General features: G+C 36.3%; 19 protein-coding genes. 5 read left to right on the top strand and 14 right to left on the bottom strand.

Annotated features, from left to right (window positions below; all coding sequences use genetic code 11):
• The gene (locus C1N55_RS08775) at positions 1-441 is read right to left on the bottom strand and encodes a GNAT family N-acetyltransferase (RefSeq protein ID WP_240758414.1); all 441 of its coding nucleotides are present in this window, start codon (positions 439-441) and stop codon (positions 1-3) included.
• A 160-nt stretch (positions 442-601) separates the two neighbouring features.
• Between C1N55_RS08775 and C1N55_RS08770 the strand changes: the two genes are divergently transcribed.
• Positions 602-1,000, top strand: coding sequence for a glucosamine 6-phosphate synthetase (locus tag C1N55_RS08770; RefSeq protein ID WP_137728470.1), 399 nt, complete (start codon positions 602-604; stop codon positions 998-1,000).
• Between the two features lie 118 nt (positions 1,001-1,118).
• On the top strand, positions 1,119-1,994 hold the full coding sequence (locus tag C1N55_RS08765; protein WP_137728469.1) for a DMT family transporter: 876 nt from the start codon (positions 1,119-1,121) through the stop codon (positions 1,992-1,994).
• A gap of 453 nt (positions 1,995-2,447) precedes the next feature.
• Here the strand turns inward: C1N55_RS08765 and C1N55_RS08760 are convergent, their stop codons facing one another.
• From C1N55_RS08760 to C1N55_RS08740, 5 genes are all read right to left on the bottom strand, one after another.
• A complete protein-coding gene (locus C1N55_RS08760) occupies positions 2,448-3,560 on the bottom strand; it encodes a conserved virulence factor C family protein (RefSeq protein WP_137728468.1) in 1,113 nt (370 codons plus the stop codon).
• 10 nt (positions 3,561-3,570) lie between these two features.
• Complete coding sequence (locus C1N55_RS08755) at positions 3,571-5,457, bottom strand: ABC-F family ATP-binding cassette domain-containing protein (RefSeq protein WP_137728467.1); 1,887 nt, start codon at positions 5,455-5,457, stop codon at positions 3,571-3,573.
• A 377-nt stretch (positions 5,458-5,834) separates the two neighbouring features.
• Entirely contained in the window at positions 5,835-7,274 is a 1,440-nt protein-coding gene (locus C1N55_RS08750; RefSeq protein WP_137728466.1) for a M20 family metallopeptidase, read from the bottom strand.
• The gene (locus C1N55_RS08745) at positions 7,267-8,577 is read right to left on the bottom strand and encodes an amidohydrolase (protein ID WP_137728465.1); all 1,311 of its coding nucleotides are present in this window, start codon (positions 8,575-8,577) and stop codon (positions 7,267-7,269) included. The genes C1N55_RS08750 and C1N55_RS08745 overlap by 8 nt, the downstream gene beginning before the upstream one ends.
• A 12-nt stretch (positions 8,578-8,589) precedes the next feature.
• On the bottom strand, positions 8,590-10,122 hold the full coding sequence (locus C1N55_RS08740) for an AbgT family transporter (RefSeq protein WP_137728464.1): 1,533 nt from the start codon (positions 10,120-10,122) through the stop codon (positions 8,590-8,592).
• Positions 10,123-10,230: 108 nt separating this feature from the next.
• Here C1N55_RS08740 and C1N55_RS08735 point away from each other — a divergent pair, with 108 nt between their 5' ends.
• Entirely contained in the window at positions 10,231-11,541 is a 1,311-nt protein-coding gene (locus tag C1N55_RS08735; RefSeq protein ID WP_137728463.1) for a winged helix-turn-helix domain-containing protein, read from the top strand.
• A 184-nt stretch (positions 11,542-11,725) separates the two neighbouring features.
• On the opposite strand, the gene C1N55_RS08730 is transcribed toward C1N55_RS08735, so the two are convergent.
• Positions 11,726-12,349, bottom strand: a complete 624-nt coding sequence (locus tag C1N55_RS08730) for an HD domain-containing protein (RefSeq protein ID WP_137728462.1) — start codon at positions 12,347-12,349, stop codon at positions 11,726-11,728.
• 265 nt (positions 12,350-12,614) lie between these two features.
• On the opposite strand from C1N55_RS08730, the gene C1N55_RS08725 reads away from it, so the two are divergent.
• The gene (locus C1N55_RS08725) at positions 12,615-13,037 is read left to right on the top strand and encodes a DoxX family protein (protein WP_137728461.1); all 423 of its coding nucleotides are present in this window, start codon (positions 12,615-12,617) and stop codon (positions 13,035-13,037) included.
• A gap of 59 nt (positions 13,038-13,096) precedes the next feature.
• Here C1N55_RS08725 and rbsB read toward each other — a convergent pair whose 3' ends face one another.
• The 6 genes from rbsB to C1N55_RS08695 are packed head-to-tail and all read right to left on the bottom strand — an operon-like array spanning position 13,097 to position 18,724.
• Complete coding sequence (rbsB, locus tag C1N55_RS08720; protein WP_137728460.1) at positions 13,097-14,014, bottom strand: ribose ABC transporter substrate-binding protein RbsB; 918 nt, start codon at positions 14,012-14,014, stop codon at positions 13,097-13,099.
• A gap of 12 nt (positions 14,015-14,026) precedes the next feature.
• The gene (rbsC, locus tag C1N55_RS08715) at positions 14,027-14,941 is read right to left on the bottom strand and encodes a ribose ABC transporter permease (RefSeq protein WP_370452617.1); all 915 of its coding nucleotides are present in this window, start codon (positions 14,939-14,941) and stop codon (positions 14,027-14,029) included.
• Positions 14,942-14,954: 13 nt separating this feature from the next.
• Positions 14,955-16,451, bottom strand: coding sequence for a sugar ABC transporter ATP-binding protein (locus C1N55_RS08710; RefSeq protein WP_137728458.1), 1,497 nt, complete (start codon positions 16,449-16,451; stop codon positions 14,955-14,957).
• Between the two features lie 25 nt (positions 16,452-16,476).
• Complete coding sequence (gene rbsD, locus C1N55_RS08705) at positions 16,477-16,866, bottom strand: D-ribose pyranase (protein ID WP_137728457.1); 390 nt, start codon at positions 16,864-16,866, stop codon at positions 16,477-16,479.
• On the bottom strand, positions 16,863-17,741 hold the full coding sequence (gene rbsK, locus C1N55_RS08700; protein WP_137728456.1) for a ribokinase: 879 nt from the start codon (positions 17,739-17,741) through the stop codon (positions 16,863-16,865). The genes rbsD and rbsK overlap by 4 nt, the downstream gene beginning before the upstream one ends.
• 5 nt (positions 17,742-17,746) lie before the next feature.
• Positions 17,747-18,724, bottom strand: coding sequence for a LacI family DNA-binding transcriptional regulator (locus C1N55_RS08695; protein ID WP_137728455.1), 978 nt, complete (start codon positions 18,722-18,724; stop codon positions 17,747-17,749).
• Between the two features lie 495 nt (positions 18,725-19,219).
• Between C1N55_RS08695 and C1N55_RS08690 the strand changes: the two genes are divergently transcribed.
• Entirely contained in the window at positions 19,220-20,923 is a 1,704-nt protein-coding gene (locus C1N55_RS08690; RefSeq protein WP_137728454.1) for a methyl-accepting chemotaxis protein, read from the top strand.
• A 129-nt stretch (positions 20,924-21,052) separates the two neighbouring features.
• On the opposite strand, the gene C1N55_RS08685 is transcribed toward C1N55_RS08690, so the two are convergent.
• Positions 21,053-21,652: a hypothetical protein gene (locus C1N55_RS08685; RefSeq protein WP_137728453.1), complete on the bottom strand. Its 600-nt coding sequence runs from the start codon at positions 21,650-21,652 to the stop codon at positions 21,053-21,055.
• Between the last annotated feature and the right edge of the window lie 143 nt (positions 21,653-21,795).

Genomic DNA, 21,795 nt, shown 5'->3' with positions numbered 1-21,795 from the left:
TTATAGGTACTTCTCAAGAATAATTTTATGCAGTTCTTTTTCGTCTTTATACGTCTCAACGATATCAAACCCACTTTTAATATTCAAAATCAGCATACTTCTCCATTTGTTCATCGACTTTGTTTGTACAACACTATAACCTTTATTTCTTAGAAGTTGATGTTGTTTTTCCATCAATTTTGATGCAATCCCTTGTTTTCTATAATTGTTATCCACTCCACCTAACCAACTATAGAACTTATCCTCATTAATTGCATACCCAATTTTGTATCCGATGACCTTTTCTCCATCCATAGCCGTAATAATCAATAATTGAGGTTTACTCGACATTTTATAAACCAAATCACCAGTAGACCCAAAAACAATTTTATGAAGTTTCAATATTTCTTTTAATATATTCGATTCAGGCATGGAATTGAATACTCTATACTTATAGCTCATCAGTAAGTCCTTTCTTTAATCGAAATTATAAAATTCCACTCTTTTGCTCTATCTACTTATCATTAAGAATCTGACTTGAAAAAGAAATTCTTAACCTTTTATAGAAATATAATACATAGATTGCTATAATGTTTTTACAAAGTAGAGGGAGAGATTTGTTATGCAAAACGTATCCAAGAGAACAATATTATGGATTGTACCTATCGCTATTATAGCAATATTTTGGTATTTTTACGGTCCACAGGAGGAAATAACAGATAATGAGTATATTACATACATAAAAGAATCCCCTTATAACGAATCTGATGTTTCATTTGATCAAGCATTCGCTAACAATTGTACGGAAAGTAAATGGGTATATTTCAAAACTCAAAAAAATCATAATGTTGTTGAATTCAAAGGAACATGCGAAGTTGAAAATAAAAAGAGCGATATAAATTTACAGTTTGTTGTTGAAGAGAATCAAAATGGCTATGATATCGGCGTTTTACTTCTCAATGGAAAACAGCAAACTGAAGAACAACGGGATAAAACATTAAATACAATAGCTTCAAATTAAATAATGGTTACCTTAAAAGGCATATTGGCTTTTCAAGGTACCTTTTTTACTCTCTTAAATTTCATGTGATAGTTTGCTATATTTAAATAAGATAATAATTGTGAAAGTAGGAAATTTTATGAATCTTGCAGCTATTGTTAAACTATCTGTCGCAATGGCGATTTTTGGCTCTATTGGTTTTTTTACAATTCATACCGGGGTACCCGCTGTTGAACTTGTGTTTATACGATGTATTTTTGCCACACTTTTTTTAAGTGGAATGTGGTTTGTTACTGGCGGCCATAAAGCCGAATCCTGGAATAAAAAAGAAGTTCTACAAACGTGTCTTTGCGGCGTTTTTCTGGTATTAAATTGGGTGTTTTTATTTAAGGCCTTTGAAGAGATGTCCATCTCCATCACCATTTCCATTTATAACTTAGCTCCAATCTTTGTGCTGCTATTAGGAACTCTTTTCTTAAAAGAAAAAATGACAGTTCAAGGACTTCTTGCGACTATTGTTTGTTTCATCGGCAGTATTTTAATCGTCGGAATTGATAGCTTCCAATCGATTGATCAAATGATGGATTCAGGCTTGATTTGGGCTTTACTTTCAGCACTTTGTTATGCACTAACCATGATAACAAGTAAAACGATTCAAAACTTATCTCCTTATTCAATGACCTTTATCCAAACTGCAATAGGAATCCTGATGCTGTTACCATTTTGTGATTTCACTGTTTTTAATGGTTTATCAACATCTAATTGGATATATATCGTGGGGACAGGATTAATACATACCGGTTTTGTCTACTACCTATTTTTTGATAGCGTTCGGAGTCTTCCTACATTTTTAGTATCCGTTCTTACTTTTGTCGATCCTGTTGTCGCTATTTTACTGGATATTGTCATCTTGTCATTTAGTCCAACATTGTTACAAGCTTTAGGGATTCTATTAATCTTTGGCAGCATTTATTATACGGTTCGACCAAGGAAACAGTTGACTGGAGATGGTTGATAAATGCCTTTTTGAGTGAAGGGTATTTTAGCTGTTTTGTTTGTTCTAAACATGATTCTTGCCATTATGACACGCAGCTCGTGCTGTTTTTCTCTTCATAACGCGTTTCATCACTCCTATGAAACGCATTTCGGTTTACTTTTCGCTTCACAACGCGTTTCATCACCCTCATGAAACGCATCTTGGTTTACTTTCTGCTTCACAACGCGTTTCATCACTCTCATGAAACGCATCTTGGTTTACTTTCTGCTTCAGAACACGATTCATCACCCTCGTAAATCGCAGCTCGTGCTGTTTTTCTCTTCGGAACGCGTTTCATCACCCTTATGAAACGCATCTCGAATAATTACTTTCTGTTTAGCAACACGATTGGAGTAACTCCTACTCCACACTTCCTACATCCTCACAAAAAAAGGTGAAGAAAATTCAACTTTTCCTCACCTGTTCTCCATATTATCTTTCAGTCATTTGCTTCCAAACGGAGCCTTTTGCTTCTTCACCTTGTTCGATGCGGGCGATGGCCATTTTCACTTGGAGCTTTACTTCGAATTCTTTGTCATCTTCAGCTTGGTGTAATGCTGGTAGACACTTTTCCGTCCCTGTTTCGAATAAGTACATTGCTGCACGCCAACGAACTAGTTTGTTTTTATCAGATAATGCTTCAATCATATATGGTTCAAACTCAACTAATCCTAAGTCACTCATGCAATCGCCTGCTGTACGACGCACCGCAGAACTTTTATCTTTCAATGCGCGGGCTAAATAAGGTACAACTGCCACGTCTTCAATCATACCTAAGTAAACTGTTGCTAGACGTCGTAATGACATTTGATCTTCTTCTAACGCTTTTTCAAATAAAGGCAGATCGTCCACCTCCGGATCTGGCAGTTGATCTAATAATTGATAACGTTTTTGCCAGTCGTCAGCTTCAAGGTATTGCTCTAACGTTACTTTTGTTCTTTCTAAAGTTACAGTATTTTTTTTACTTGCTGCTTCAATAATTTGCGCTACACGTTCTTCCGGATATGTTGCATTAATTTCTTCAATAATTTCATTTGCAATATCTTTTTTTTCACCATATCGCACACCGAAATCAACCCATTTGCGTTCCAGCAGATAATTATCATCGAATTTATCGACTTCGATTGATTGGAAGGCTTGTACATAACGCTCCCCCGCAGAAACACGATGTTCGATCGCTGAATCAAATACTTTTACTTGAAGTGGAAGACCTCTAAACATCTGAACGTGAACAAACACTTCTCCAAAATGGTCGTCCGCTTGCACTTCTTGAGTAGACGCCTCACCGTTCTCACCTAATGCCACTCCTACACTTGCAAGAATTGGTTCCCATTGAAACTTTGCATTTCGTTCAACTGCTAAAAAGTCAGCTACATGGTAAACGCCTTTTACCCCTTCAATCTCTAAAATGGCCTTAATTTGTTCAGAAGCACCTTCAGCATTTTCTCTTGTATAATTAAATGCTTTTCCAAAAGGAAGTTCTTCGTCTACCACAACTTTCATCGAATTCGGACTTGGCGTTGGCTCGATTGTTACGATTTTCATACTATCTCTCCTATCCATTCACGATGTCGTCTAAATACGTCCATCTTTCTATTAACAGCTCATATTCTTTATTTAATTCATCTAGTTTTTCAGTTAGTTGTTGGAGCATAGTATAATCTGCTCCAGCCGATGAAATGCCTTTTTCCGTGATTTCAATTTCTTCTTCCACTTTTGCAATCGTATCTGAAATCGTTTCCCATTCTTTTTGTTCTTTGAATGAAAGCTTTTTCTTTTCAGTTTTCACTTTTTGAGGTTTTGGTTTTTCAACCTTTACCTCTTTAGCTTCCTCTTTCTTATTTTGCTGCTGCTTCTCTAAATAATCGCTATAAATATCAAGGCTTTCCTCAACATTCCCTTGGCCATCTAAAATCCAAAGCTTTTTTGCGATTCGATCCAAGAAGAAACGGTCATGGGAAATCGTTAGAATAACCCCCGGGAAATGCTCAATAAAGTCTTCAAGAACCCCTAGAGTTTCAATATCCAAGTCATTTGTTGGCTCGTCCAATAATAAGACATTCGGCTGCTCCATCAGTAAACGCAATAAATGAAGTCGTTTTCTCTCCCCACCTGATAACTTCCCAATCGGTGTACCATGACTATGTAGAGGGAATAAAAATCTTTCCAGCATCTGTGCAGCAGAATACCGAACACCTTCTGCATCCGTTATGTCATTGGAAGCTTCACGAATATATTCAATAATGCGTTCGTTTTCATTCATGGCAGGTATTACTTGTTTAAAGTGTGCTCGTTTGACTGTAGAACCAACAATAACTTCTCCAGCATCCGGTGTGAGCTCTCCAGCAAGTATATTTAATAGAGTAGACTTTCCATAACCATTGGCTCCAATAATCCCAATACGATCCCCTTGCTGCAGCAAGAAGTTAAAGTCTCTTAGAATTACACGTTCGCTATACGCTTTTGAAAGTCGCTCTCCCTCAATAACATTTTTACCAAGACGTGATGTAGAAAGAGACAATTCAAGGTTAGTATCCTTTGAACCACGTTCTATTTTTGAATCTAATTCATCGAAGCGATCAATTCTTGCTTTTTGTTTGGTCGTACGGGCTTTTGCTCCACGGCGAATCCATTTTAGCTCAGATCGATAGCGATTTCGCAATTTGTCTTGAGTAGCTGCCTTCATCTCTTCACGCAATGCACGTGACTCCAGATAATCTGCGTAGTTTCCTGTATGACGATAGAGCGTTTGATCGGCAAGCTCAAAGATATGGGTTGAAAGCTCATCTAAGAAATAACGATCATGGGTAATGAAAATAACTGCCCCTTTTAAGCGCATCACCATTTCCTGTAACCATTCAGTAGATTGGACATCCAAATGGTTTGTCGGCTCATCCAGAAGATAAAGATCAGCTGGTTCAATTAGTACTTTAGCTAATGCAACTCGCTTTTGTTGCCCGCCAGATAGACTCGTTACTTGGCGTTCAAACATATCAATGCCCAATTTAGTGAGAGCTTGTTTTGCAAGTGCATTGACATCCCAAGCCTTATCATTATCCATTTGCTGCTGTAGACGGAATAACTTATTTTGGAGCTCTTCCGATTCAGGATTTTTCGCTAGCTCCGTTAATGTATCCTCATATTGTCTGTTTAGCTGAAGAATCGGTGAATCCCCTGAGAACACTGCCTGTAAAACAGTTTCCCCTTCATTAAACTTAGGCTCCTGGGGCAGGTGGGAAATGCGATATTTGTTCGGATGATCCAATTCAACCGTATCTGCATCCTGAAGTCCGGCTAAAATCGATAGCAGCGTTGACTTTCCTGTCCCATTAATGCCGATTAACCCGGCACGTTCCCCCTCATAAATAGTAAACTCAATTTTTTCAAATAGCGTTTTATCGCCAACGGTTTTAGTTAAATTTGATACGATTAAATGACTCATTAAATTCCATCTCTTTCATTTTTTAGCTGTTGTAAGTTTGGTATCTTGAAAAAAATCCTAATTAATTTACAACATCAATAATACCAAGGGCTTTATATAAATCTAATTATAAAGGATATTTCAAAATAAAGCATTAAACTGGGTTTGCTTGCGCTAGAGTTTAAGGATTTCTTTAACAAAATAAGTTTAAATTGATGAAAATAATTTTTGTCGCTGTCTTTATTAGAAACCATGCCTACTAACTACTAGATTAAAATAAAAAATGATTGAAAGAGATGAAAATAACATCTCTTCCAATCATTATGTCTGTAAGATTTCAATATAATTTCCTTGCTACCTAGATAAGATTGAATTTCTAGGAGTGATTTAAGCGAAAATTACCCATACATATTTGGTACGATTTCTTTTGGTATCGGGTTAACGTATTCACCCTGTGTTTGTTCACGCAACTCATTTTTTGCTTGAACTATCAATTCTGGATTTTGTAATAGTTCGATAGCCGTTAAAGCTAACACTTTACTTGCATAAATCATGCCTTTATGGGCTAATCCTGTTTTCCCCTGTGAAACAAGCTGCCAGCTATGCAGCGGTGTGCCTAGTACAAAACAAGTTGTAAAGAATTGTGAAGTTGGTACAACCCAGCTCACATCAGCAACATCCGTTGATCCTGCCATTGTAAGTGATGATTTTTGATAGGATACCACTTCAGGATAAAATGGGTAGTCCGTTTCATATAACTTTTCTAACTTGCTATCTTCTGCAATCGATTTAATCTCCTGTAGGGCACTTGAATACTCTGCAGGGCTAAGCGTTTTAGCCATCTTCTTTGCATATTCAAGTTCTTCATTATTATAAGTTGGTATTCCAACTAACTGTAATTTATCGTGTATAATTTTGTTAATGGTATCATTTGGAATATAATTTGAACATGCTTTATCAAATTTTACTTTTACTTTTGTTTCAGTCATTAGGGCAGCGCCTTGTGCAATTTTTACAATACGATTATAAATTTCATCGACTTCTTTGATTGTTGTTGCTCGGATTAGATACAAAACTTCCGCATTTGCTTGAACGACATTAGGTGATATTCCCCCTGAATTCGTCACTGCATAATGGACTCTAGCATTACTAGAAATATGTTCGCGTAAGTAATTTACGCCAACATTCATTAGTTCAACGGCATCAAGCGCACTTCTTCCTAAATGAGGTGAGTTGGCTGCATGTGATGCAATTCCTTCAAACTCAAAATATACTTGATAGTTTGCCAGAGATGAATAATTGAATACACTTGTAAAGGAATTCGGATGCCATGTTAGTGCGACATCAACTTCCTCAAATACGCCTTCCCGTACCATAAACGTCTTCCCTGAACCGCCTTCTTCAGCAGGACATCCATAGTAATGGATTCTTCCTTCTATTTCACCTTTATCAATTAAATCTTTTAGAAGGGTAACCGCCCCGATTCCAGCTGTCCCTAAGAGATTATGACCACATCCATGACCATTTCCGCCATCAACAAGAGCTTCTCGAACTTCACTTCCTGCTTGTTGACTTAAACCTGGTAGTGCATCATATTCCCCTAAAATACCTATAACTGGACCCTTATTTCCGTATTTTGCTACAAACGCGGTAGCGATACCACCTATACCCATTTCAATTTCAAATCCGATTTCATTTAAGAACGCTGTAAGGATCTTTACTGACTCAAATTCTCTAAATCTTGTTTCTGGAATCTCCCAAATTTGATCAGCAAGTTTTATAATCTCTTTTTCATACTGATTATATATACGCTCAATTTCTTCTAACTTACTAGTCATTAACTTTCATCTCCTCATAGATTCTGAATGGCACATTTAACCAGATTTCCAGAGCTGAAAGCATATCCTCTTCTTCAATATCAAACTCTTCATGATGATGACCTGCGGCTAAGTTTGTCCCAATAATGGAATAGCATGCTAAGCCACCTTGCTGCTGTACCTTTTGCATTAGGAATGTTGCATCCTCAGAGCCTGCTTTAAAATTTTTATATTCAATTATTTCATTAACAGATTGTTGAAGTTCAGCTGTATCTTTTAAAATTCTAGCTAATTGGTGATCTGAAGGAATGTTTAGAGCATATCCAACTTTATCTAGTTCAATTTGAACACCATACATTGTGCCAATTCCATTGAAGATTTGTTCTACCTGCTTTTCATAGAAATCATTAATATCTGTTGTTTCACCACGAATTTCCAATTGCATTTTTGCTATTGAAGGTATAATATTGCGGCCACTACCCGCTTCTAAAGTACCTACATTAACACGGACTACCCCTTCACTGTGCGGAGGAAGACTATGTAATGCAAGAACAGCTTGAGCACTTGCCAAAAGTGCATTTTTCCCTTTTTCTGCATTGATACCAGAATGAGCGGCAACTCCTCTTATCGTTACATCAAATTTGGAAGTTGCTAAAAATCCATCTACTCCAGCAACAAAGGTACCTTTTGGGACACCAGTTCCTATGTGAAGTGCAAATAAATAATCTATGTTATCTAATAGAGGAGATGAAACAATAGCACTGCCACCTCTAACTCCTTCTTCGGCCGGTTGGAAAATGAGTATAATTTTTCCACAGAGCTTATCCTTAACTTTCATTAGCTGCTCCGCTAACCCTAATCCAATAGTAGCGTGGCTATCATGACCGCATGCATGCATGAACCCATCATATCGAGAACGGAAATTCAATTTTTGGGGTACATGGTTTTCTGAAGACGACTCTAAGATTGGTAATGCATCGATATCCACTCTATAGCCAATAGTAGGTCCTTCAACTCCTGTATCTAAAATTCCTATTACCCCTGTTTTTCCTGCTTCCATTTTTTCTAACCATTTGGATGAGACATTACTAGCCACTGCTTTATTATAAAAATCTTCTGCCAACTCTTTATTGGGTACTCCTAGGGAAACCCCATCTACAATTTCATTTCCTACAAAAACGTCATAACCCCAAGCATCAAGTTTTTCAGCTATAATAGCAGAAGTCCGAAACTCTAACCAACCTGGTTCTGGAAATTGATGAAAATCTCTTCTCCATTCTGCTAAAACTTGTAAATAATTCTCATCAACCTTTAAAAAGTTCATCTAACTCATCTCCTAATTTAATAAGTGGTGAACACCTGGACCAATCGGAATATTAAACATTACAAATACTAGCATCAACAAGATCCATGATATTAAAAATACGATTGTGTACGGAATCATCAACGACATCAGCGTTCCGATTCCAGCTTTTTTGTTGTAGATTAACATGAAGCCTAAGATTATCGCGAAATACTGATTTAGTGGTGTTACCATATTTGTAGACGATTCTCCAATGCGATATGCCAATTGAATAAAGGCAGGATGGTAGCCTAATAACATGAATGTCGGAACGAAAATAGGTGCAACAAGCGACCATAGAGCAGACCCACTAATGATAAATAAACTTAGAACAGCTACAAGTAAAGTGAATAAAACAACCGCAAAAACATTTGTTAATTTAATTGCAGTTAAAATATCGGCTAAGTGTACAGCCATCCATGTCGCGATGTTTGTCCAGTTAAAGTAACCAATAAATTGACCAATGATGAAGATTAGTACGATGTAACTTGCTAAATCACGGATTGCCTCAGCCATAATATTTGGTACGTCAGCTACTTTAGTAATCTTCTTAACTGACACACCATATGTAATACCTGCTAGTAGGAAGAAAGCAAATAGAATCGGTACGATACCAGATAAAAATGGCGAACGTAAAATTGTACCATCATCATTTAGTAATGGTGAATTTGGAATAAACATTAAAACTAAAATCAGGCCTAAAAAGAGCAGTGATGCAATTCCTGTGTTGCGTAAAGCTCGATTTTCTAAAGGCGTTAGTTCATGTAAATCTGCTTTCTTCTCGCCTTTATATGGTCCTAAACGTGGTTCCACGATTTTATCCGTAACGATTGCTCCTAAAAAAGCCAATAAAAACGTTGAAGCACTCATAAAGAACCAGTTATCCAGTGGTGAAACTACCATATTTGGATCAATCGTTTTGGCGATTTCAGTTGAAATACCTGACAATAACGCATCCGTACCTGCTACTAAAATATTCGCTGTAAAGCCAATACCAGCACCGGCAAGGCCAGCAGCCAAACCGGCAAGCGGATGTCTTCCTAAAGATAAAAATACCAAAGCAGCTAAAGGAGGAATTACTACAAATGCTGCATCGGAAGCAATGTTACCTAAAATACCAATGAATACGACCATAAATGTCACAATGCGTTTTGGTGTTTTAACAATTGCTTTTGTCATTAATGCAGAAAATAGACCTACTCGCTCAGATAAACCGATACCAAGCATCATTGTTAATACTAAACCTAGCGGTGCAAAACCAGTAAAGTTTGTCAAAGTATTTGCTAAAATATAGCGAATTCCATCTTTTGACAGCAAATTATTAACTGTTATCGTCTCACCTGTATTAGGATGGATAACAGAAGCATGCATCGTACCTAAAATAAATGAAATTACTACTAGAATAAGTGTAAGATACAAGAAGAGCATAAATGGATGAGGCAACTTATTTCCAATTTTTTCGACAGTATTTAGAAATTTGTTGAAGGCGCCATTATTTGTAACTTCAATCTCAGGATTATTTTTCATAATCTTTATTTCCCCCTTTATTATTTTCGGACAATTTATTACAATGTCTTAAAATAAATATTAAAAAAGTTTGAAAATTTCCACAATAGTAAATAAGGAGGGTTTTAAATGTATAAAATATGCGTCTTTTCAACTATTTATTCGTATCGTTGGGTAAAAAAATGTGAAAATATCAAAATTGATAATATCAATCTACAAATTTATATTTACGATGATTTAAGTCATTTAGAGAAACTGTTTCTTGAGAAGGTAAAAACATATGATGGAGTCATTTTCAGTGGTCAAATTCCATATCTACATATTCAGAAACAATTAAATGAATATTTTTCGACAATTCCTTGTGCATTTTTTGATATTACCGAACGAGATTTTTATTATAAAATAGCAGAGATTCAATATAAGTATCCGGATTTTTCCTTCAAGCATTGTATAATTGATTTTCTTTATAAAGAGAACAATTATTTAAGCTTAAAAGACATACTATTACCGGAAGATTTCCCATATATTCTTGGAGATAGCATTGACGTTTTTGGCCTACCTAATGCTTATGAAGTTGTATATGAGGCCCATGCAAAACTATGGGAGGAGCAAAGAATCCGTTTTTCACTTACACGGTTGACAAATCTTTATACGTATTTTGAAGATGACAATATCCAGCCTATTCTTGTTACCCCTACTTTCGACAGCATGCAGATCACTATATTGGAGATTATGAAAGAGATTGAAGTAGTCAATTTAATGAATAGCCAAGTTGTCGCAGGATATCTAGAATTTTCAATGTCTCAAAATGATCCAGCGGAAATCGAATATCGACAAATTGCCCTCTATAAATCAATATTAGATTTCAATCGAAAATTAGGGACATCGTTAATTACATATAGAAGTGCAATTCACTATGAATTAATTACAAATTATAGTGACTTTTTGTTGATTACAAATAATCAACAAAAGTGCTCTTTAGCTGAGTTTTTAAGGGAACAACTTTCTTTCAAGGTAAAAATCGGATGGGGAATTGGCAAAACATTGCAAGAGGCAAGAATCCAGGCTGAGAAAGCTGCAACCTATTGTACGGGTTCTCTAACCGAATCCTATATTCTAACAAAAGAAAATCATCTGATCGGGCCGTTGGATGGCGATACATCCATTGCCATGAAAGATTTTGATAACGATAAATTAGAAGAAATTGCTAAGAATACGAATCTTTCATTACTTCATTTACAGAAAATTTATGGATTGGTTTACAAATTAAAAAAGGAGTCTTTAACAGCCGAAGAATTGAGTGTTCATTTGTCTATTTCTGTTCGTACAGCAAGCAGAATTTTAAAACGTCTGGAAGAATTTAATTACGCTTCACCTGTTTCAAATAATGTGACGAGAGCAAAAGGTCGGCCAAGTAAATTATATAAATTGGACCTCTAGATTTTATGAAAATCACATGGTTATGTTAAATAACAACTAAAAAATCAAACTATTGAATAACCCTAAATGGAGAAGGCTATCTGCTCCATTTAGGGTTAATTTATTCCTTTAACAAGGATATTCTAAATGTATATTACCCATTGATTAAGTCATGTAACGGAATACGATAAAACTACTCCATATCTTAAGCTCTACCTTCCCTTTCATCCTTCAATTGGTCCAAAAAACTTTCCATAAATGTGTGTCGTTCTTCAGCCATTTGCTTCCCTTTTTCCGTCGTCATTAAGTCTTTTAACAAAAGTAATTTTTCATAGAAATGCGTGACTGAAGCTGTACTTTTTGAACGATAATCTTCTTCTGACATATGTATGCGAACTTCTTCTGCATCATCATATAGTTTACGCCCCTTTGCTCCACCATATGCAAATGTACGGGCAATTCCCACTGCTCCGATTGCATCTAACCGATCAGCATCTCGAACTATTTTAGCCTCAATTGATTTTGCAGCTACTTCATTTCCCCCGTTGAACGATACACTTTCAATGATCTGCTTAATATGTTGTTTTTGATGATCTGATAGGTTTAACGCATTTAATAAAGCGTCTTCATTTTCTTTGGAATCAGTATATTTCTTATCACTCACATCATGTAAAAGTACAGCAATTTCGACAATTTCTCTGTCTGCCTCTGGCTCTGTCTCAAGGATGCTTTCTGCATTTTGGAGTACCCTCTCAATATGTTGGAAATCATGACTCGCATCAAATTGGTTATAAATTTCTTGAACAGTTTCTTTCAGTTGATTAATCATTTTTATCACTCCTATTGTTTCTATTATATAGATAAAAAAGTGAACATGCGAATTTCGGAATGAAGGGCGGGATTAATTTTTCCGTGCGGATTTTCTGAGTTTATGGGGGATTCAACTCCTTCATGTGCGCATTCACGCTTTTTACGAACCGTATTTACCCATTCCCTCCCTCTCCCATCCTCCAAAACTATTTAATTGGAACAAGAATTATATTGGACTAGCCACAATATGATAGTAAAAAGAAGTTTAGAGGGGAGCTTAAGTAATGTATAAGAATGAAGTAGGTGGTTTGGTTCTAAGGATTGTGTTAGGGGGAATTTTTTTGTTACATGGATTTGTGAAGTTTAAAGAAGGGATTTCTGAAACGATTACAAGATTTAATGAGTATGGTATTCCATATGCTGAAATTGCTGGATTTGGGGTGGCTGGCATTGAAGTACTTGGCGGATTCTTTTTGATCATCGGCTTTTCCGTTCGATTTGTTTCGTTTCTGCTTACTGCGCTGATGGTAGGGGCTATCGTTTTTGTGAAGTTTGAACAGGGATTCTTGAATGGGTTTGAATTTAATGTAGCCCTTATCGCAATGTCACTTTATCTTTTATTTGCAGGAAGCAGGTTGATGTCCCTTGATCAGTTATTTACTGAAAAAGAAAAAGGTTCGAAAGGAAAAATCCAATTTCGAAGCTAACTAAAATAAAAAAACTGCAGCTCACATTGTCTAATACAATTGAAACTGCAGTTTTAAATTTATTTTACTAGCTCTAACTCCACGGGAACAAATTCCTCTACAGCTTCACCATTTAAGTAGGCAATGGCCGTTTCGATAGCTGCCTTCCCAATTTCTTCTGGTTTTTGAGCAACCGTCGCTGCAAGCTTTCCTTCTTCTACTTTGGCAAGTGCATCATCTGTAGCATCAAATCCAATGACCTTGATGTCTTTGCCGCTAGCTTCAATTGCTTCTAAAGCACCTAACGCCATTTCGTCATTTTGTGCAAACACACCTTGAATCTCAGGATTTGCCTGAAGCATGTTTTCCATTACTGTTAAGCCTTCTCCTCGATCAAAGTTTGCTGTTAAGCTTGAAACTAAATCTACTTTTCCTTCTACTGCCGTTAAGAATCCTTCACCACGATCGCGAGCTGCCGATGAACCAGCGATTCCCTCAAGCATAGCAACTTTTGCACCTTCGCCTAATAATTCTAGTAAGTAGTCTCCGGCTAAAACACCACCTGCTACATTATCTGATGCAATATGGGAAATAACTTCTCCACTTTCAGCTGAACGGTCAACCGTAATTACAGGAATTCCTGCTGCATTGGCCGATTCAACAGCAGATCCAACTGCTGCGGAGTCAACTGGGTTAATCAAGATTAAATCCACACCCTGTTGGATTAAATCCTCTACGTCTGATGCTTGTTTAGAAGCATCATCCTGTGCATCTACTATCGAAATTTCTGCTCCTTGCTCATCTGCGTTTGCTTTTGCCCCATCACTTAAGGTAACAAAGAAAGGATTATTTAATGTAGAGATTGAGAAACCAATTTTATATGACACTTGTTCATTTGCAGCATTTTCTTTTGCATTTTCTAAAAATGGAGATTCCATTGAACATGCAGAAAGAACTAGTGTGACCAGTGCTACAAATAGTAAAATAAGCTTTTTCATGTTTTGTACTCCTTAAGCAGTTTTTTTACGATCCATTAAGACAGCGATTAGAATGACGATTCCTTTTACAACCTGTTGCCAGAAGGAAGAAACACCTATCAAGTTCATACCGTTATTTAAAACACCAATAATCAACGCACCTATTAATGTTCCGAAAATCCAACCTTTACCGCCGTTCAGGCTTGTACCACCTAAAACAACAGCCGCGATTGCATCTAATTCATAAGATTGCCCTGCTGTAGGTTGAGCTGAATTCAAACGAGAAGTTAAAATTAATGCTGCAAGTGAAGCCAATAATCCTGTAATTGCATAAACAGCAATTTTTACACGATCTGTGTTAATGCCTGAGAGTTTTGCTGCTTCTTCATTTCCACCAACTGCATAAACACGACGACCAAATGTTGTTTTTTGTAAAATGAAATATAACACGATAAAAGCAATAACCATTGTGACAACAGGTACAGGGAATCCTAAAAAGTACCCTTTCCCAAATAATTGGAATGAATAATGGTTTCCTAAATCAGAAATCGGCCGACCATCTGTATAAACTAAAGTCAATCCACGATAAATTGTCATCGTTGCAAGTGTAGCAATAAATGGAGCTACCTTACCTTTTGTTATGATTACGCCATTGATTGCACCTAAAATCAAACCGATTATTAACGCAATGCCCATTGTTAAGAATGGATCCATTCCACTTGCAAGTAAACTTGCTGCGATAGCACCAGTCAAGGCCAAGGTTGAACCGACTGACAAATCAATTCCACCTGTTAAGATAACAAACGTCATACCGAATGCAATAATAGCACTAATGGAAACTTGACGTAGAACATTAAAGATATTTGCGATTGATAAAAAACTTGGATTTAAGATTGAAACAACGATAATTAGTAGAATTAAACCAAATAGCGGCCCAAGTTTAGATATTAATTCTTTTGATTTATGATTGGACAACTTTTTCTCCCCCTGTTGCGTATTGCATAATGACTTCTTGTGTCATATTTTCTTTATTTACTTCACCTGTTAATTTTCCTTCTTGCATAACAATCACACGATCTGCCATTCCGATTACTTCAGGTAATTCTGAAGAAATCATCAAAATCGCCACACCGGCTTCAGCAAGTTGATTGATAATATAATAGATCTCTTTTTTAGCACCAATATCTACTCCACGTGTTGGTTCATCCAAAATTAATATCTCCGGCTCTGTTCCAAGCCATTTAGCAATTACAACCTTTTGTTGATTCCCACCACTTAGAGATTTTGCACTTTGCTCGGGACCTGAAGTTCGTATCTTTAAGTCCTCAATATACTTTGCTACCATACTGTTTTCATGTTCTTTCTTCATAACTCCAGAAGCAGAGCACTTTTCAAGATTGGCTAATGCAATATTGTCTTTGATAGAGAAATCAAGAACCAACCCTTGGGTTTTGCGGTCTTCTGTGACAAAACCAATTCCATTCCTCATGGCATCTATTGGGGTTTTAATACTAGTTTTTTTGCCATCTATGAAAATCTCACCTTTACTTAACTTTCGATAGCCAAAAATTGCTTGAGCCACTTCAGTACGTCCAGCCCCCATCAATCCAGCTACCCCAAGGACCTCCCCCTTTTTAATCTTGAAGGAAACATCTTGGAATAACCCGTTAACTGCAAGGTTTCGCACCTCTAGTTTGGTTTCGCCAATTGTACAACTTCTCTCTGGGAAACGTTCCCCAAGCTCACGACCAACCATCATCGCGACGATCTCATCAAAATTTGTCTCCGGTATATTTCGTACACCTACGTATTGACCATCTCGTAAAATCGTTATGCGATCACAGATTGCAAATATTTCTTCCATCCGGTGTGAAATATACACAAATGAAATCCCTTTTGCTTTTAGCTCATTCACTGTTGTAAATAATGTTTCGATTTCTCGATCCGTTAAAGCAGCTGTGGGCTCATCCATGACAATATATTTCGCATCACTTGCAATGGCTTTGGCAATCTCTATGATTTGCTGTTTACCAACCGATAAATCTCCTGTTCGAGTTCGCGGGTTAATATCCAGTCCTAGTTTAGAAAGTAACTGTGCTGCTTCCTTTTCCATTTGACGATTTTTCAAGATGCCTGTCTTTCCGTATGTAAGTTCTTTACCTAGGAATAAATTTTGTGCCACTGTTAAATCGGGTAGCATATTTAATTCCTGATGAATTACAACGATACCAAGTTTTTCTGCATCCTTGGGTGTTTTAAATTGTACATTCTGTCCATCTACTTTGATTTCTCCAGCATCCTTTGAGTAGATACCGCTTAGTATTTTCATCATCGTAGATTTACCTGCACCATTTTCACCCATAAGGGCATGGATTTCACCATTAGCTAATTCAAATTGAACATTTTCTAACACGACGTTTCCATTAAATGCTTTAGATATGCCTGACATTTGAATCATGCAATTTCACCTACTTTTATAGTTTCTAAAAAATTACACCGCATTGTAATATCACATTCGCATATGGCGTAGTTTCACCTGTACGAATAATTAACTTTGTTTCTTTTGTTAGCTCTTTAAATTCTTCATGTGTGACAATGGTAAGATTGGATAAATTCTCATTTAAACTATCAGCAATTTTTTCATTCTTTGTTGCAACCTCTTTTGCTACGACTGCTGATTCTACAACTAAATCATCCAAGACTACTTCTAAGATTGAAAGAAATGATGGTTCTCCAAGTTTGTAGGCGAGGTCAATGCACGGAACACCTTCTGGTATTGGTAAACCACAGTCTGCAATCACAATTCGATCAGTATGACCTAATTTTGCAAAACGTCCTGCTAATTCCCTATTTAAAATTCCATGTTTTTTCATTTCATGTCCTCCAAACGAGCATTCACTTTTTCAATTTGTGGCATGCCTCCTTGGGCACCAAATTTCTCAACTGAAAGAGAGGCGGCAATATTAGCAAATTCAACAGACTTTTCAATCGATTTTCCTGTCGTAATTGCGTGGGCAAAAGCACCATTAAAGGTATCTCCAGCACCTGTGGTATCCACTGCCTTTGTTTTAAACCCTGGAACCTTTACAATTTTGTTTCCATCGTAGTAGGCAGCCCCATCTCCACCTAGTGTCACGATGATTTTATTTGGGTATTTTTTTAAGACCGTTTCGTAATCTGTCCCGAAAATCTCTTCACATTCTGTTTCATTTGGCGTTAAGTAAGTTACTTTCTCAATCCACTCACGTTTGTAATTTGCTGCCGGAGCTGGATTTAACAAAACTGGAATTGACAATTTTTCACAAACGTCCAAAACATATTCGATTGTTTCTGCTGGAATTTCTAGCTGCAGCATCACTATTGAGCTTTGTTTAATAAAATCCATGTTTTGATCGATCATTTGTTGGTCCACATCAAAGTTCGAACCAGGTACTACAATAATTCGATTATCATTATTGTGTAATAGTATATTGGCTATCCCTGTAGAATTGCTTGTTTTGGTAATCCCGGCTACATGGACTTTTTCATTTTTCAAATTGGCGTAAAGCTCGTTTCCAAATGCGTCTTGTCCTACTGCACCAATCATTTGAACTTGACTACCAAGCCTTGCTGCGGCTACTGCTTGATTTGCCCCTTTACCTCCTGGAATCGTTGTAAATAAGTTTCCAAGCACCGTTTCACCTTGTTTCGGAAAAATATCTGTACGAATAGCTATATCCATATTAATACTGCCAATTACAGTAATCATTCGATTCATTCCTTTCGTGTTGTTTCCCTAATTATGAGCTCTGGATCGATACAGACAGCTTCTTGTTCTAATTTTTTTCCTTCGATTTGTTTAATTAGTAACTTTGCTGCAGTTTGCCCAAGTTGATAGATATTTTGTGCAACCGTCGTTAAACTCGGGGTAACAATGTTTCCGATTTGTATGCCATCAAATCCTACAATCTGTAGTTCTTCAGGAATTCGGATCTGCAATCTATGTGCTGCCTTTAAGGCTCCTAGTGCAGAAGCATCACTACAAGCAAATATTCCATCAATGGAAGGGTTCTTCTGTAAATAATCAAAGACAATCTTTTCTGCTATTTCAAAATCATATGGACTTTCAATAATTTCAGTTTTAACTTCTCGACATTTACTAGCCGATTTAAAACCGTCTACCCTAGTTTGGGAAGAGACAAAATTTTTTGGTCCACTAATACATAATAGATTTTTTGCTCCACATCGAATTAAATAATCCGTTGCAAGGCTTGCACCTTTTTGATTATTTGTTGTTACACTTGGAATATTCCAATTCAAGGGTCTATCCAATGCAACAATTGGCAACTTAACATCCTGCCAATGAGTTTCTTGTTCGATAATCGAAGTTAATATAATGCCTGCCACATATTTTTTTGTGAGCTTTTGTAAGTAGTGTTTTTCTTTGTCCGCACTCTCATCTGAATTACATAGTATAACGGTATAACCATATTCAAAGGCTGTATCTTCTACTGCTCTAGCTAATTCAGGAAAGAATGGGTTTTTTATATCCGGGATAATCAGTCCAATTATATCCGACTGTTTTGTAGAGAGAGAACGTGCCACTTCACTGGGAACATAATTTAATTGTTGGATGGCAGATTCAATTGCCTCCCGTGATTTCGCCCCTACATACCCACTATTATTTAAATATCTAGATACCGTAGCAACAGATACTTCAGCTAATTTTGCAACTTCACTAATTGTAGCCATCGATTTCTCGCTTTCAATAAATGATTTGATGTGGTATCGGTTACATAATACTGAAAAAATAAAAACATGGTATGTAATCGGTTCCACATTTATGCAGATAAATTTACTATTTCCATACTAATAGCTTAATTGAAACGTTTTATTCAATTTCAATATCTATTTCTCCTCATATTTAGGTGAAGTAAATAGATATAATCATAATTATGTTCTACTTTAGAAAGTATTAACTATCAAAACTTTTTATAGTATGTCACATTTTAGAGAATTAAGCTATACTAAAATTTAAATTCAAACATAAATTCACAAATTCCTAACAAGTTCATATTGAATGCTAAGAATTTTTATTTATTAATTTTCATCCATTATTTAGATTAAAAATATAAAGAGGTCCTTTAGTCATGGATATTATGCAACGATTTTATGTTATGATAATAGTTATAAAGTAGTGGTAATCTTTTATATTTTGGATTTTAGGGGAATGAAAGGAGAGTTAGCGTGAAGGATATATTCAAACTATTCAAATTAGATACAATTCGCAAAAAAATCTTAGTTAGTTTTGCTTTAGTTGTCTTGTTTACAGTTATTTATGGTGTTTTATCGTACATAATTAATACCTCTTTAATGAATTCTTCCAAGGAGATAATAGAAGAAAAACTAGTACTATTGAATGCCGAGAATGCACTTGCAGAATCTATAAATGTCCGTGCATCTGCAGCCCGCGCTTATGTCTTAAAAGGAGATGAATCCTATAAGGATATGTACTATGAATATAGTACACAAACAAATGAAAGCATGGATATTATTAAAAATAGTGCTCATTTCGGTTTAATACAAAATGCAGCCTTTACTGCAGAAAATTGGCATAAATTTATTGAAGAACGAGTATTTGCAGAATTTGATGCCGGAAATATTGAGGACGCTAGATTTAATATTACAATGAGAGATTCCGATGTTGAAGCTATTCGTGGACAGTTTGAAGCAGTTGCACAACAAACTGAAAATCAAATAATTGAAATCGGGCAAATGATGATTGATGATACAGAAAACGCTAAATTATTACTCATTGTTATGTCTCTGATCATTATCATAGTTGCAATTGCAACCCAAATCTTCCTTTCTTCCATGGTCTCTAAACCGGTTGTTCGATTAATGAAACAAATGAATAAAATTACAGCTGGACAATTGGATCTTGAGCCCTTGCCTATATCAACAAAAGATGAATTTGGAAAATTAGCGGAATCTACAAATAATATGACGGAACAACTAAAGTCGATTATTGGGCAAATACAGCTAGTATCTTCTAATGTCGAGAATAGCAGTATGAACTTAAAATTATCAGCTTTTGAAGTTTCTGAAGGAACACATCAAACAGCAGCTACTGTTGCACAAATAGCGGATGGAACTGAAGAACAAGCTTCCAGTACGATGGAACTTAGAAGTGTAATGACATCCTTTGCAGGTCAAATTAATGAAGCAAATAATAACAGTCAGAAGGTTTATCAGCATTCAGCGGTTGTACGTGATATGACAGATAATGGTCGCCAGCTGATGACAGAGACTACTTCACAAATTGAGAAAATTAATACCATTGTTAAAACTGCTGTAGCTAAAGTAGAAAATCTAAACGAGCAATCAAAACAAATTACGAATCTTGTAAAAGTAATTACAGACATTGCAGATCAAACTAACTTGCTAGCTTTAAACGCTGCGATTGAAGCAGCAAGGGCAGGAGAACATGGTAAAAGCTTTGCAGTTGTTGCAGATGAAGTAAAAAAATTGGCGGAACAAGTCTCCCTATCTGTTTCAAGCATCTCAACAATTGTAACGAGCATCCAAAACGAAACTAATGAGGTTACAACTTCTTTAATGTCTGGCTATAACGAGGTAGTAAAAGGCTCAGAACAAACGAATCTATCAAAAGAAACATTTGAAAAAATATCGATGGCGATTACTGAAATGGTAACAAATATTCAAACGGTTGCTACAAACTTGGAGAATATTTCACAGCAAACACATAGTATAGATACTTCTATCGAAACGATTGCAAGCGTTTCGGAGCAATCTGCTGCAAGCTCTGAAGAAGCAGCTGCTACTGTCGAGGAAGTGGCCTCTTCCATGGAACAAGTCTCTTCCAATGCGGATGAACTTGCTTCGAATGCCGAACAATTAAACCAGCTGGTGAAGCAATTCCGAATATAAAATAAGTATATTGAATATTAAATTTAACAGAATATTAGTATAGTAACTAATTATCTACAATAAAAGGTAGCCCCAATCCAAAATGTACCCTTTGTAAAGGTCATTTTGATTTGGAGCTCCCTTTTCTGTTTATCTTTGACTATTCTTCTTTACGATTGCATAACTAAAAATAATAATCACAAGTACAACGAATGCAAAAATCGTTATTGTCATAGCCATTGGGTGTTCTTCAGCAGCTGAGTGTTCATGTTCTACACCGTCTGCTTTTTCCCCGAGATCAACCAGCTCTGTAGGCTTTTGTCCCTCCCCTAACGCTACCAAATCTTCTTTTGCGTTAGCTAATAGCGTTGTCTTTGAGCAAAGATTTACTGATTTCTTTCCGTCCTGGACATTTCCATACACTAAATATTCTTCATCAACTTTAAAATTAAATCCACAGCTTGCGGAATCGCGCTCAGTATACACAAGAGCTTCTGTTTCGTTTGCACCCTTCCAACTAGTTGAAACTTCAAAATGTATTTCAAGTAAATCCGCTGAAGATTGTACATTTGAACCTGCCTTCGTATCCGTAATCTCGAGTACCTTACCTGAGTAAACAAAGTCGCTTCTATCCATTTCCTCAACTGCTGTTCCAGGTTGTATACAGGAACATGCAAAGCTTGAGGTCGTTGAAAAATGAACAACAAAAGGAAACATTAAAACTAAAACAATGAGCAGTTTTAGTTTCATGGTGCCATCCCCCTTTATGTATTCGACTTCAAATTGGAAATAATGTTACAAACAAATTTACTCTTTTTAGAAAATACAATTAAACTAAAATACTTTAATTTGGTGTATCCCTGATGCAGCGCTTCCTTAGTATCCGTAGAAAA

The sequence above is a fragment of the Lysinibacillus sp. SGAir0095 genome (genome assembly GCF_005491425.1).
In the GTDB taxonomy this organism is placed as follows: domain Bacteria; phylum Bacillota; class Bacilli; order Bacillales_A; family Planococcaceae; genus Ureibacillus.
Note: the sequence above shows the minus strand (reverse complement) of the source record. Positions and strands in the feature narration are given on the sequence as shown.